The following is a 13880-nucleotide window of genomic DNA, read 5'->3' as shown; positions in this document are numbered from 1 at the left end:
ATTCTTCATCTATTTCAAAACCAAGGATAGTTTGCAACATTTTGATGGTCTTATTCACAATTATTGCCAATAGTTTAGCGAAATTTCGAAAAAGAACGGCATAATCTCCGCTATACTGCATGCAATCCAAAAATTTATCAGAGTATCAAAATGCGTGTACTTGTTGTGATGGATCCCATCGAAAGTGTAAACCTCAAAAAAGACTCAACTATGGCGATGCTGTGGGCTGCATCACGTCGTGGACATGAATTGGGTTATGCATTGCAACAAGATTTATATATTGATCAAGGCAAAGCATTTGGTTTGATTTCACCCCTTAAAGTTTTTGAAGACTACAGTCATTATTATGAGTTGGGTGAAAAAACCAAAGAGTCTATCGCTGCTTATGATGTGGTGTTGATGCGTAAAGACCCACCTTTTGACATGAACTTTGTTTATACCACGTATATTTTAGAGCAGGCAGAACGGGAAGGTGCGTGGATCATCAACAAACCACAAAGTTTACGTGACTGCAATGAAAAACTTTTCGCAACACAATTTCCTGATTTACAAGTACCAACCTTAGTCAGCTCACAACAGCGTTTAATTCGTGAATTCTTAAAGGAACATGGTGATGTGATCGTTAAGCCTTTAGATGGTATGGGGGGAATGGGGATTTTTCGTTTATACCAAGATGGGGTAAACATTGGTTCAACCATCGAAATTTTAACTGAAAATGGTACACAACCGATTATGGCGCAACGCTACATTCCTGAAATTGTAGAGGGCGATAAACGCATTTTAATGATCAATGGTGAACCAGTACCTTATTGTTTGGCGCGTATTCCACAAAATGGCGAAGTACGCGGAAATTTAGCTGCTGGCGGTTTAGGTGAAGCGCGTCCATTAACAGAAAATGATAAAGCCATTGCTGCAAAAGTTGGTCCATTTTTAAAAGCAAAAGGTCTGGTCTTTGTTGGCTTGGATGTGATTGGTAATTATGTTACTGAGATCAATGTGACCAGCCCAACCTGTATCCGTGAGATCGATACTCAATTTGGTACTTCAATCGCAGATGATCTGTTTGATGTACTGGAGGCGGGTAAATCTGCTTAAACATCATATTTAGTGGAATGACATTTTATAGTGAGATGATCGATTTATTTTTAAATGATGCTAAAAAATAGAGTCTAGACAGACTCTATTTTTTTGGGTTGAACTGGATAAATCATGCAAAAATAAAAAAAATAACATTGAATTCTACTTTTTTTAGCAGATTAATGACAAAAGTAGTTTAAACTTTCAAAACAGTAGAAAAAAACAATGAAAGGCTTGGTGAAAAAAAGTAAATAAACTTTTCCCCATAGCGGATTGTGATTACAATTGGTTGTTTAAAATATTCGTTAAACATTTATTTTTGCATTGAAGAATTAGACCGTGACCAAACCTCAGCAAAGCACACCGAAACACGTCATGATGATGGCGGCGGGTACAGGCGGACATGTATTTCCTGCACTGGCAGTTGCAAAAGAATTGCAGCAACAAGGCAGCCAAGTGTCTTGGTTGGCAACACCAACAGGTATGGAAAACCGACTTTTAAAACAACACGATATTCCAATTTATCAAATTGATATTCAAGGTGTACGCGGGAACGGAATTGTACGTAAACTGGCTGCGCCCTTTAAAATTTTAAAAGCAACCTTAAGCGCGATGCGTTATATGAAACAGCTCAAAGTTGATGCTGTTGCCGGTTTCGGTGGTTATGTGGCAGGTCCAGGCGGTTTAGCTGCACGCTTATTGGGGATTCCAATTCTGATCCACGAACAAAATGCTGTTGCAGGGTTTACCAATACCCAATTATCACGAATTGCTACAACGGTATGTGAAGCTTTCCCAAATACATTCCCCCAAAGTGCGAAGATTGTGACGACTGGAAATCCTGTACGTGCAGAGATTACGGGGATTTACAATCCATCTTTTCGTTATAAAGAACGAGAAAATGCGCATGAACCATTACATATTTTAATTGTCGGTGGCTCTTTGGGAGCGCAGGCATTGAATGAATGTTTGCCTGAAGCTTTGAAACAGCTCAATGTGCCATTAAACATATTTCATCAATGTGGTCAAAATAAACAAGATACTACCCAAGCGTTATATGCCAATGCTCCCGATAATATGCAGGTTGAGGTTCAACAATTTATCGAGGATATGGCACAGGCTTACAGCAATGCAGATTTAATTATCTGCCGTGCAGGAGCGCTAACAGTGACTGAGGTAGCAACAGCAGGTGTGGCGGCGATATTTGTTCCATTGCCAAGTGCCGTGGACGATCACCAAACTGCCAATGCCAAATTTTTGGAAAAAACGGGTGCTGCGAAAATTTGTCCACAAAGTACCATGACACCAGATTCCCTAAAAGATTTACTCACGCCGTTGATGAACCGTCAGTTATTGATGGAAATGGCAGTTAAAGCCCGTCAACAAGCTCAACCAGATGCGACACAACGTGTGGTTGGTTTAATTCAAGATTTGTAAGTTAGAGTTGATTATGTCTCCAACAAGCCCAGCTGATAAAGCAAAGAACCTGATTAAAATTCCAGAAATGCGCCGTATTAAGCATATCCATTTTGTGGGTATTGGTGGTGCAGGTATGTGTGGTATTGCAGAAGTATTAAAAAACCAAGGTTATAAAGTTTCTGGTTCTGACATTAAAGCATCCAAAACGACAGTACAGCTTGAAGAGAATGGTATTAAAGTTTTTATTGGGCATGCAGAAGACAATATCAAAGGTGCAAATGTACTGGTGGTATCCACAGCAATTGATCCTGAAAACCTAGAAGTCAAAGCAGCAATTGAAAATCGTATCCCTGTGGTACGTCGTGCTGAAATGCTGGGTGAGTTAATGCGCTATCGTCATGGTATTGCTGTTGCTGGTACACATGGTAAAACTACAACGACAAGTTTGGTTACTTGTATGTTGGCAGAAGAAAACATGGACCCAACCTATGTGATTGGTGGTTTGTTAAATCGCACAGGCGTGAATGCTGCATTGGGAGCAAGTCGTTTTATCGTTGCTGAAGCCGATGAATCAGATGCTTCATTCCTTCATTTAGAACCAATGGCTGCGATTGTCACCAATATCGATGCAGACCATATGGACACTTATGGCGGTAGTTTTGATGTATTGAAAGATACTTTCGTGAAGTTCTTACAAAAAATGCCGTTCTATGGTTTGGCTGTGGTGTGTGGCGATGATGCCAATATTCGTGAAATCATGCCACGGATTGGTCGCCCTGTGGTGACCTATGGTTTCAATGAAGATAATGATATCCGTGCGATTGACATTGACCAAACGGGTATGCAGTCAAGCTTCACCGTATTGCGTAAAGGACGTGAACCTTTACGACTAACAATTAACCTTCCTGGTTTACACAATATTCTCAATGCATTGGCTGCGATTGGTATTGCCACTGATGAAGGTGTATCAGATGCGGCGATTGCACGCGCATTAGAAAGCTTCAGTGGGGTAGGGCGCCGTTTTCAAGTTCAAGGCGAATATCCACTCGATGAAGGCACCGTGAAACTGGTAGATGATTATGGTCATCATCCAAAAGAAGTAGAGGCAACGATTAAAGCCGCTCGAGCGAGTCATCCAGATCGTCGTTTAGTCATGATGTTCCAACCGCATCGTTTTAGTCGTACCCGTGATTGTTTTGATGATTTTGTCGATGTGTTGTCACAAGTCGACCAATTGTTATTATTAGAAGTATATCCTGCAGGTGAGAAGCCAATTGTTGGGGCAGATAGTCGCTCTTTGGCACGTAGTATTCGTTTGCGTGGTGAAGTTGAACCGATTTTAATTGACCCTGTAGAAGGTAATTTGCAGAACGTGATACAAAAAGTGTTACAAGCGAATGACTTGTTATTAACACAAGGTGCAGGTAACGTGGGAGCAATTTCTGTAGAATTGGCTCAAAACCAACTGTATTTAAAATAATTGATTTGGCTTTGTTTAAATTTGGATTTGAATAAAGCCTTAAAAATTGAAATTGACTAACTTATAAGTTTAAGGATTTAAACGTGTCAAATGCTTCTAAATTCGGCAAAGTAGCGGTGTTGCTTGGTGGTAAATCTGCTGAGCGTGAGGTGTCATTAGATAGTGGTAAAGCTGTTTTAGAAGCATTATTACGTTCAGGTGTGAATGCAGAGGCTTTCGACCCGCAAGAGCGTAGTGTGACGGAACTTGTGGACTATGATCGTGCATTTATTGTATTGCATGGTCGCGGTGGTGAAGATGGTCAAATCCAAGGTGCCTTGGAATGGATGAATGTACCTTATACAGGGACAGGCGTACAAGGTTCTGCGATTGGTATGGATAAAGTCAAAACCAAACAGATCTGGCAAGGTTCAGACTTGCCGACCGCACCTTATCGTATTATTTCAAAGGATTCTGATCTTAATGAAGTGATTGAGAGTCTTGGATTACCTTTGATCATTAAGCCCGTTCACGAAGGTTCAAGCGTGGGAATGAGTAAGGTTGAAAAAGCAGAAGACCTTATTGCCGCAATTGAAAAAGCCACTGTACATGACGCAGTCGTGATGGCTGAAAAATGGATTACAGGGCGTGAATATACCATTTCCTTTCTGAATGGTTTGCCATTACCAGTGATTCGTTTACAACCTCCAGCAGATGTAGCATTCTATGATTACGAAGCCAAATACAATCGTAATGACGTGGAATATGGTATTCCATGTGGTTTAAGCGAAGCTGAAGAAAAGAATCTTCAAGCGCTCTGTTTGCGTGCTTTCCAAGCTGTAGGTGCTAGCGGATGGGGGCGTATTGATGCGATGTTGGATGAGCAGGGTAATTTTTGGTTATTAGAGGTGAATACTGTTCCGGGGATGACCAGCCACTCTCTTGTACCTAAAGCTGCAAAAGCAGTTGGTTATAGTTTTGATGAATTGTGTGTTGCGATCTTAGCGCAAACACTCACGGAACAAGCTCACTAATTTATGGCTCAACTTCCTGCTTCGATGCGTCGCAAACGTGCGGCGATTACATCAATACACGATAAGCCACCGACACGTCAGGATAAGCTTCTGAACGTGGGTAGCTGGTTGCTTATGGTTGTTGCTATAGCTGTATTATTTGCAGGAATCTATGGTCTTTACAAAGTGATCACCGATGCGCGAGTTGCAACACTTGAAGTGGTGGGGACGAGTTCATCGGTCGAATCGCAAGCGATTACACAACACCTAAAACCTGTTGTGAAAGATAATTATTTCACTTCGGATTTGGAGCAAATTCGAGATAAAGCACTGGAAGTATCATGGGTAGACCGTGTTGTGGTATCACGCGCATGGCCAAATGGTATTCGAGTGCGCGTTATGCCGCGTCATGCAATCGCACGTTGGGGAACAGGGCGATTACTCAGTGATGCTGGAGATGTCTACAGTGAAGCAGTGGTGACCAATCATTCCAATTTGCCATTGCTCCATGGACCACTCAGCCAATCCAAAGTCATGATGCGTCGCTATAATGAAATTAACCAATTATTTCACCCAGTCAATTTACGTTTAAAAGAGCTTTATCTCACTGAACGGATGACTTGGTTTATGCAGTTTGATTCAGGTCTACGTGTGATTGTCGACCAAGATCAAACGATGAGTAAGCTACAACGTCTCAGTCACTTGGCACAAACAGACTTAAAACCCGTGTGGTCGAATATTTCTGCAATTGATTTGCGTTACCGAAATGGTCTGGCAATTCAGTGGAAAAATTCAGTTTCACCCAAAATTACCAACGGTCAGTTTGTTGTAACCAGTAATGACATAGGCGTTGCAGGTGGGATGGTTGCACAGCCATAATATGTGGCTTGAAAAAGAGGCGTAGAGCCAAACATAAACAATGAAGATAATGGTAGCAAAGCGATGAATGAAGCTGTTCCCTCAGTTGTTGCAATTGACATTGGGACACATAAAGTTTCAGTACTGATTGGTAAAGTACATGCCCCTGATAATATTCAGGTTATTGGCATGGCAAGCGCACGTAATAAAGGAATGAATAAAGGCAAAATTGTGAGCCTTGATAAAGTCACAAATGCAATTAAACAAGCCGTTCAAGAAGCTGAAGATATGGCTGAATGTCGTATACATTCAGCATGGGTGTCGATTCCAAGTACTGAATTACAAAGCCATTATGCAATTGGACGTACCCCGATTTCAAACGCAGAACGTACGATTACCACAACTGAGGTGGTACGTGCTCTAGAGTTGGCAAAAGCCAGTCATATGGCAGCTGATCACTATTTGGCGAGTGCTGTACCTTTAGGATTTGAGTTGGATGACTCAACTGAATGGGTACAAAATCCGATTAACTTATCTGCCAATAGTATGACTGCACATTATCAATTGATGATGATGCCGATCAGTACCATGCAGAACTTAGATCGCGCTATGAAAGGTGCCAATATTTCTGTTGAGAAAATGGTGGTTTCGTGTTTGGCAACTGCTGAAGGCAGTTTGCTGAAAGATGAAAAAGAATATGGTGTTTGCCTACTCGATATTGGTGCAGGTACCACCAATATCGCTGTTTATATAGAAGGTCATTTGGCTCTAGCCAGCACCATTCAATGTGGTGGTGAAAATGTCACACGTGATATTGCGACAGTGTTGCAGACCACCACTGAAGAAGCTGAACGGATTAAGTTGCTTCATGGCTGTGTCGATATCCATCAGGTCAAACCTGATCACATGATTCAGTTTGAGGCAATTGATGGTCCGCAAACCATCAGTCGCATAGAACTTGCTGAAATCATTATTGCACGTTATGAAGATATTTTAACTAAAGTGCGCTACGAACTAGAGCAGCGTGGTGCCTTGCAAAGCTTGTATCATGGTGTTGTACTGACAGGTGATGTTTGTCAAATTGAAGGCATGGTGACTTTGGCGCGTCGTATGTTGGGCGTTTCTGCACATCTAGGCAATCCACCTTTACAAGTGGTCACTGACGATCAGAACTTACCTTCATTACGTCGTTCAATGTATGCTACAGCGGCAGGCTTACTTTTATTTAGTCAAAGTGACATGCAAGAGGCGATTGAGGAGCCTGAAGTTCAAGGGGGAAGACCATTCTTTGACCGAATTGTGAATGGTTGGAATGCCTTGAATAACAAATTAAAAGGTATTTTTTAGGTGTATTTTTTTTGGGAATATTGTTAGGAAGTTGTAAGTGTTCTATCCAATACTTGACAAGCTCTGTAATGAACAGCATCCTAAAAACAATTTTTATTATTGAAGATCAAGGCAGTATACGGGCTTAAGTGACTGCCACATTATATTAGGAAATCTAAAGGTCATGGCCTCATTTGAATTTTTAGACGATGGACAAACCGATAACAACGGTCAAGCCCGTTTTACTGTGTTTGGTGTTGGCGGCGGCGGTGGTAATGCTGTACAACACATGGTGCAATCTGACATTAAAGGGGTGAAATTTGTCTGTGCAAATACAGATAAACAAGCCCTAGATCGTATGAATGCACCTTTTAAAATGCAACTTGGGGAGCAAAGTACGCGAGGTCTAGGTGCGGGTGCGAATCCAGATGTAGGTCAAATTGCTGCTGAAGAAAGCCGCGAGCAAATTCGTCAGCACCTTGAAGGTGCAGATATGGTGTTTGTCACTGCCGGTATGGGTGGTGGTACGGGCACAGGCGCTGCACCAGTTGTTGCTGAAATTGCTCAGGAAATGGGAATTTTAACTGTAGGTGTTGTGACTACGCCATTCAATTTTGAAGGTCGTCGTCGCCAGCGTTCAGCTGAAAAAGGCATCGAAGCATTAGAACAGCATGTTGATTCTTTAATTATTATTCCGAACCAACGTCTGCTCAGTGTATATGGTGACATCTCTATGCAAGATGCTTACCGTAAAGCCGATGACGTATTGTTGAATGCGGTTCGTAGTATTTTTGATTTAGTGGTACGTCCAGGTCATATTAACCTTGACTTTGCTGACTTAAAAACTGCAATGAGTACCCGCGGTTATGCCATGATGGGTGAAGGCAAAAGCAGTGGTCCAGATCGTGCTGAAGAAGCTGCACGTTTGGCGATTCGTAGCCCATTGCTTGATAACGTTAACATCATGAACGCTAAAGGTGTGTTGATCAATATCACTGGCGGTGCAGATGTGACATTACGTGAAACAGAAGTGATCACGGATGTTGTCAACCAGATCGTTGACCTTGAAGAAGGTGAAGTGTTCTTTGGTACTGTGTTTGATCCCGATGCGCGTGATGAAATTCGTGTGACAGTGATAGCTACAGGTTTGACGCGTAACGCAAGTGATGCGACTGAAGCGAAACGTAGAACACATGTAAATAGTGCTGCTCAAGCTCATTTACAACAAGCACAACATCATGCTGTAGATGAAGATGATATTCCTGCGATCAATAAACAGCGTCAGGAAGAGGGTGCACCTGTGACGGCGCCGAGTTCAAATGGTCGTTCTACGCCAATGAGTATTCAAGATTATTTGAAAAACCAACAGCGTAAATAATTGATAAATATTAATAATATTTAATATTGTCGAAAAAGGTAGTGAGATTCATTACCTTTTTTGTTTTTTATCAATGGCTAAATGTGCTAACGTATAGCGGATTTGAGAACGAAGACCGAATTAGCATGTTGAAACAACGTACCCTGAAGCGAGTCGTTAAAGCGAGTGGCATCGGACTACATAGTGGACAAAAAGTCATGATTAACTTTTTGCCTCATGTGGCGGATGGGGGTATTGTATTTCGACGCATCGATTTAAATCCACCTGTCGATATCCCTGCGGATGCCATGCTGATCCAAGAAGCATTTATGTGTTCAAACTTGGTCAGTAAAGAAACTAAGGTGGGCACGATTGAGCATGTCACCAGTGCGATTGCGGGATTGGGGATTGATAACCTGATTATCGAAGTCTCAGCGTCTGAAATTCCGATTATGGATGGAAGTGCAGGTCCATTTATTTACTTACTCATGCAAGGTGAGTTGGTTGAACAAGATGCACCAAAGAAATTTATCCGAATTTTAAAACCTGTTGAAGCACTGATAGACGATAAGCGTGCAATTTTTTCTCCTCATGATGGGTTCCAAATCAACTTTACCATCGACTTTGATCATCCAGCCTTTGCTAAAGAATATCAATCCGCAACCATTGATTTTTCAACTGAAACATTTGTATATGAAGTTAGTGGTGCGCGTACCTTTGGCTTTATGAAGGATTTAGATTATTTAAAAGCCAACAATCTAGCATTGGGGGCAAGTTTGGATAATGCTGTGGGTTTAGATGATACTGGCGTCGTCAATGAAGAAGGTTTACGTTTTGCTGACGAGTTCGTGCGTCATAAAATTTTAGATGCTGTTGGTGATTTATATTTGCTTGGACATCAAATTATTGCCAAATTTGATGGTTACAAATCGGGTCATGCACTAAATAATCAACTTTTACGCAATGTGAAAAGTGATCCAAGCAGCTATGAAATTGTAACATTTGATGACGAGAAATTGTGTCCAATTCATTTCGTCAATGTGACATAAGTCATTGTGTTCTCTAGATTGTGTTATAGTGTAACATTAATAAGTGTGAATTGAGTCATATTTTAAACAGTTTCAAATCTTAATTTTATCTATTCTGTTTACTTTTTATTGCTTGCCAAACGTAGTAGAGCTTGGCTAAGCTTAGGGTCGTTCACAAAACTAGCGGCATTTTGTAACATTTCGGATGTTGCGGGTTGCATCGAGCTTACCGTTTTATGGGGTTGTAAGGACGTTTCAGTATTGGTATTTTCAATATGTAATCGGACTTGTAGTTTTTGTAAATCACGTAGTTCATTGATTTGTGATAATTGAGAAATATACTGCTTTTGAAGATAACCGAGTTGACTAATCATGGCTTGATTTTCACCGGTAATCGTCAAAATACCGTATTGATAACAGACAACTCGCCAATTCTCAGGTTGAGGAAGTAGCGGTTGAATTAATTTAGTAAGTTTTTGCCATTCAGCAACTTGCTTTGTAAGAAACGATAAGTTTCCTGTTTTTAAGTGTTGTCTTGTTGGTTGGAAGACGTTTTTGGGTTCAGACATACATTGTTCCTACATATTTATGTCCTATCTTAAGCGCTCGTTTCACCGGATATCAAGGATGAGATCACACAAGAAACTTGACTAAGAACAGTTAAAGAGGTTTTTATGCACACGCGACGTATTTTATTAGCTTTTACACTAGCTGCTTCAGCTGCTACTGCGACATTTGCAGACTTGATTCAAACTCCAGATCGTTTAGAAAAATTATCCAAGACACTTTCTCAAGGTTCTTACAATCCAGATGATTTAGACCTTCCTGCTTCAGCAAAGATGAATGTCACGCTACGTAGTTCAGATGCTCCAATCGAGTTAAACAACGCAAGCATTGCTAAAAAATACGGTTCTAGCTCAAATTCTACTTCTCGTTATTCAGCAAGTTCTCCATATTCATGGTTAGTCACGCATCCTCTTCCAGACATGAAGCGTGTGAGTTCTGATTTTGGTGGTCGTACCATGGGTGGTCGCGCTGAACATCATTCAGGTTTAGACCTTTCTGCACCAAGTGGTACACCAATCTATGCTACAGGTCCTGGTATTGTAACCAAATCAGGTTGGGGTACAGGCTATGGTCAATATGTTGAAATCAACCATGGCAATGGCTATATCACACGTTATGCACATGCCTCACGTCTGATTGCGCGTGTAGGTGATCAAGTCAAAGCAGGTGAGCATATTGCCAATGTAGGCTGTACAGGTCGTTGCACAGGTCCACATTTACATTATGAAGTTGTAAAAGATGGTCAACGCAAGAACCCTTCTTCTTACTTAGCGATGTTGCCATAAAACAATCACGTAATTCATTGAGTGTCTATGTTGGATATTGAGGATGATATTCAGTGTCGCGTTGAATTAAATCCTGTATTCAGACTAGCATTAAATTGAATTTATATTGTATAAAAAACCGCCATTATTGGCGGTTTTTTGTTATTTTAAGTGTCATTTAGTCAACAACTATTTAGTTCCTAAATAATACCTACAATCTGCATTCGTCTGTAACGATAACTTAACAGGGCTAAAACATGATACATATAATATATAGAAAATTATTCAAGGAGTAAGTGGAAAATGGCGTATTACGGTGATAGCGACGCTCAGGAAACACAAGAATGGCAAGATGCCTTTGATTCAGTGCTCCAGCATATGGGGACTGAACGTGCTGCGTTTTTATTAGAAAAATTATATCAGCAAGCCATTTCAAAGCATGTTCCCATTCAGCGTCTAAATACTCCTTACTTAAATACCATTCCTGTAGAAGAGTCTCCAGCAATGCCGGGCGACCAAGATATGGAACGTCGCATTCGTGCATTGATCCGTTGGAATGCCTTGGCAATGGTATTGCGTGCCAATAAAACAGGTGATGACTTAGGTGGTCACTTGGCAAGTTTCGCTTCATCTGCAACTTTATATGATGTTGGTTTTAACCATTTCTTCCGCGCCAATAGTGATAGCTTTGGCGGCGATATGATTTATTACCAAGGGCACTGTGCGCCTGGGATTTATGCGCGTTCATTCTTAGAAGGTCGTTTAACTGAAGATCAATTGAGTAACTTCCGTCGTGAAGTGGGTGGTCAAGGTCTTTCAAGCTATCCGCATCCCTATTTAATGCCTGATTATTGGCAGTTCCCAACGGTTTCGATGGGTCTTGGTCCAATCATGTCGATCTATCAAGCACACATTCAAAAATATTTAATGAATCGTGGTTTGATCAAGGAAGAAAACCGTAAGGTTTGGGCTTATCTTGGCGATGGTGAAATGGATGAGCCAGAAAGCTTGGGTGCGATTTCGCTGGCAGGTCGTGAAAAACTCGATAACTTAATCTGGGTGGTTAACTGTAACTTACAACGCTTAGATGGTCCTGTTCGTGGTAATGGTAAAATTATTCAAGAGCTTGAATCGTTATTCCGTGGCGCTGGCTGGCGTGTGATTAAAGTGGTTTGGGGACGCCATTGGGACCCTCTACTTGATAAAGATACTTCTGGTGCTTTAAAAGCATTAATGGATGAAACTTTAGATGGCGAATATCAACGTTACCAAGTAAAAGGCGGTGCGTATACTCGCGAAAAATTCTTTGGCAGATATCCTGAAGCTGCGGAATTAGTGAAAGGCTTGAGCGATGAAGATATTGATAATCTAAATCGTGGTGGTCATGACCCATATAAAGTTTATGCGGCTTATGCAGCAGCAATGACCAGTAACGGTCAACCTACAGTGATCTTGGCGAAAACTGTAAAAGGTTATGGTTTGTCTGATGAAATCGAAGCAGTCAACAAAACGCATCAAATCAAGAAAATGCAACTTGATTCATTAAAATATGTGCGTGATCGCTTCAATTTGCCATTCAATGATGAACAGCTTGAAGAGTTACCATTCTATCGTCCTGGTGAAAACTCGCCTGAATTGAAATATATGAAAGCTCGTCGTGAAGCTTTAGGTGGTTATCTACCTGCACGTCGTAAAGAAAGCGAAGCTTTGGCGATTCCTGAACTTTCAGTATTTGATGGTGTATTGAAAGGCAGTGGTGGTAAAGAACAATCTACGACGATGGTGATGGTGCGCTTGATTGCAGCATTGTTAAAAGAAAAAGCCATTAAAGACCGTGTTGTTCCAATTGTACCTGATGAAGCTCGTACTTTCGGTTTAGAAGGGATGTTCCGTCAGTTGGGTATCTACGCTGCACATGGACAAAACTATACGCCTGAAGACCAAGAACAGCTCATGAACTATCGTGAAGCAAAAGATGGTCACATGTTACAAGAAGGGATCAATGAAGCAGGTGCGATGAGTGCTTGGTCAGCATTGGGTACCAGTTATTCCACCAATAACTTGCCAATGATTCCAATGTATATGTACTACTCTATGTTTGGTTTCCAACGTATTGGTGATATTGCATGGGCTGCAGGTGACTCTCAAGCACAAGGTTTCTTGTGTGGTGCAACAGCAGGTCGTACAACTTTGAATGGTGAAGGCTTACAACACCAAGATGGTCATTCACATATCTTGGCAGCAACTATTCCAAACTGCGTGGCTTATGATCCTTGCTTTGGTTATGAGTTGGCTGTGATTGTGCATGATGGTTTACAACGCATGTATGTCAATCAAGAACGTGTGTTCTACTACTTGACGCTCATGAATGAAAACTATGATCAACCTGCATTGCCTGAAGGTGCTGAAGAAGGCATCAAGCGTGGTATGTATCTATTCAACCAAGATGAAAAAGCCACAGTTCAGTTGTTGGGTTCAGGTGTAATTCTACGTGAAGTCATCAAAGCGGCACAAATTTTACGTGATGAATACCAAATTCATTCTAATGTGTGGAGCGTAACAAGCTTCAATGAGTTAGCACGTGATGGTATGGCTGTTGAAGAATACAATCGCTTGCACCCACTTGAAGATGGTAAAGAATCTTGGGTGTCTCAGCAGTTACGTGATACCGATGGTATTGTCGTTTCAGCAACAGATCATATGCGCGCATATAGCGAACAGATCCGAGCTTACCTTCCAGATAGCCGTCCATATGTAACTTTAGGTACAGATGGTTATGGTCGTTCAGATACACGTGGCAACTTGCGTAGCTATTTCGGTGTAGATGCTGCTCATATCGTGGTTGCAACATTGAAAAAACTTGCCGATGAAGGTGAAGTGGACGCACGTTTAGTGAAAGATGCGATTTCTTCGTTTGAACTTGATGTTGACCGTCCAGTTGCATGGTTACCTCAAGCACATCCATCTGTGCAAGAAGTTGCAGCTTATACTGAATCTACTGAGGAGAAATAA

General features: G+C 41.3%; 11 protein-coding genes. 10 read left to right on the top strand and 1 reads right to left on the bottom strand.

All coding sequences use genetic code 11. From position 1 onward, the window contains the following. The first annotated feature begins 150 nt into the window (after positions 1-150). The 8 genes from gshB (at position 151) to lpxC (ending at position 9558) form a co-directional block, all read left to right on the top strand. Positions 151-1095, top strand: a complete 945-nt coding sequence (gene gshB / locus I9192_RS21000; RefSeq protein ID WP_005035167.1) for a glutathione synthase — start codon at positions 151-153, stop codon at positions 1093-1095. Between the two features lie 321 nt (positions 1096-1416). Further along, positions 1417-2514, top strand: coding sequence for an undecaprenyldiphospho-muramoylpentapeptide beta-N-acetylglucosaminyltransferase (gene murG, locus I9192_RS20995; protein WP_010590909.1), 1098 nt, complete (start codon positions 1417-1419; stop codon positions 2512-2514). Positions 2515-2527: 13 nt separating this feature from the next. Further along, entirely contained in the window at positions 2528-3976 is a 1449-nt protein-coding gene (gene murC / locus I9192_RS20990; RefSeq protein WP_004826079.1) for a UDP-N-acetylmuramate--L-alanine ligase, read from the top strand. Positions 3977-4059: 83 nt separating this feature from the next. Then, positions 4060-4989, top strand: coding sequence for a D-alanine--D-alanine ligase (locus I9192_RS20985; protein WP_004826080.1), 930 nt, complete (start codon positions 4060-4062; stop codon positions 4987-4989). A gap of 3 nt (positions 4990-4992) precedes the next feature. Further along, positions 4993-5847 carry a cell division protein FtsQ/DivIB gene (locus I9192_RS20980; protein WP_004826081.1) on the top strand — a complete coding sequence of 285 codons (855 nt, stop codon included), beginning with the start codon at positions 4993-4995 and terminating at the stop codon, positions 5845-5847. Between the two features lie 63 nt (positions 5848-5910). Beyond that, positions 5911-7173 (top strand): cell division protein FtsA, encoded by a 1263-nt coding sequence (gene ftsA, locus I9192_RS20975; protein ID WP_004826082.1) that lies wholly within the window; start codon positions 5911-5913, stop codon positions 7171-7173. Positions 7174-7336: 163 nt separating this feature from the next. After that, complete coding sequence (ftsZ, locus tag I9192_RS20970) at positions 7337-8530, top strand: cell division protein FtsZ (RefSeq protein ID WP_004826084.1); 1194 nt, start codon at positions 7337-7339, stop codon at positions 8528-8530. Between the two features lie 125 nt (positions 8531-8655). Next, positions 8656-9558, top strand: coding sequence for a UDP-3-O-acyl-N-acetylglucosamine deacetylase (gene lpxC / locus I9192_RS20965; protein ID WP_009585483.1), 903 nt, complete (start codon positions 8656-8658; stop codon positions 9556-9558). 98 nt (positions 9559-9656) lie between these two features. Here lpxC and I9192_RS20960 read toward each other — a convergent pair whose 3' ends face one another. Beyond that, positions 9657-10106, bottom strand: coding sequence for a hypothetical protein (locus I9192_RS20960; RefSeq protein WP_004826088.1), 450 nt, complete (start codon positions 10104-10106; stop codon positions 9657-9659). 105 nt (positions 10107-10211) lie between these two features. Here I9192_RS20960 and I9192_RS20955 point away from each other — a divergent pair, with 105 nt between their 5' ends. Then, positions 10212-10889, top strand: a complete 678-nt coding sequence (locus I9192_RS20955) for a M23 family metallopeptidase (protein ID WP_004826089.1) — start codon at positions 10212-10214, stop codon at positions 10887-10889. A 282-nt stretch (positions 10890-11171) separates the two neighbouring features. After that, positions 11172-13880: a pyruvate dehydrogenase (acetyl-transferring), homodimeric type gene (gene aceE, locus I9192_RS20950; protein WP_005035172.1), complete on the top strand. Its 2709-nt coding sequence runs from the start codon at positions 11172-11174 to the stop codon at positions 13878-13880.

This window comes from Acinetobacter bereziniae (assembly GCF_016576965.1).
Lineage (GTDB): Bacteria > Pseudomonadota > Gammaproteobacteria > Pseudomonadales > Moraxellaceae > Acinetobacter > Acinetobacter bereziniae.
Note: the sequence above shows the minus strand (reverse complement) of the source record. Positions and strands in the feature narration are given on the sequence as shown.

Coding starts and splice junctions, on each gene's coding strand:
- gshB (WP_005035167.1), top strand. CDS start 151: ATGCGTGTACTTGTTGTGATGGATCCCATCGAAAGTGTAAACCTCAAA.
- murC (WP_004826079.1), top strand. CDS start 2,528: ATGTCTCCAACAAGCCCAGCTGATAAAGCAAAGAACCTGATTAAAATT.
- I9192_RS20980 (WP_004826081.1), top strand. CDS start 4,993: ATGGCTCAACTTCCTGCTTCGATGCGTCGCAAACGTGCGGCGATTACA.
- ftsA (WP_004826082.1), top strand. CDS start 5,911: ATGAATGAAGCTGTTCCCTCAGTTGTTGCAATTGACATTGGGACACAT.
- ftsZ (WP_004826084.1), top strand. CDS start 7,337: ATGGCCTCATTTGAATTTTTAGACGATGGACAAACCGATAACAACGGT.
- lpxC (WP_009585483.1), top strand. CDS start 8,656: ATGTTGAAACAACGTACCCTGAAGCGAGTCGTTAAAGCGAGTGGCATC.
- I9192_RS20960 (WP_004826088.1), bottom strand. CDS start 10,106: ATGTCTGAACCCAAAAACGTCTTCCAACCAACAAGACAACACTTAAAA.
- I9192_RS20955 (WP_004826089.1), top strand. CDS start 10,212: ATGCACACGCGACGTATTTTATTAGCTTTTACACTAGCTGCTTCAGCT.
- aceE (WP_005035172.1), top strand. CDS start 11,172: ATGGCGTATTACGGTGATAGCGACGCTCAGGAAACACAAGAATGGCAA.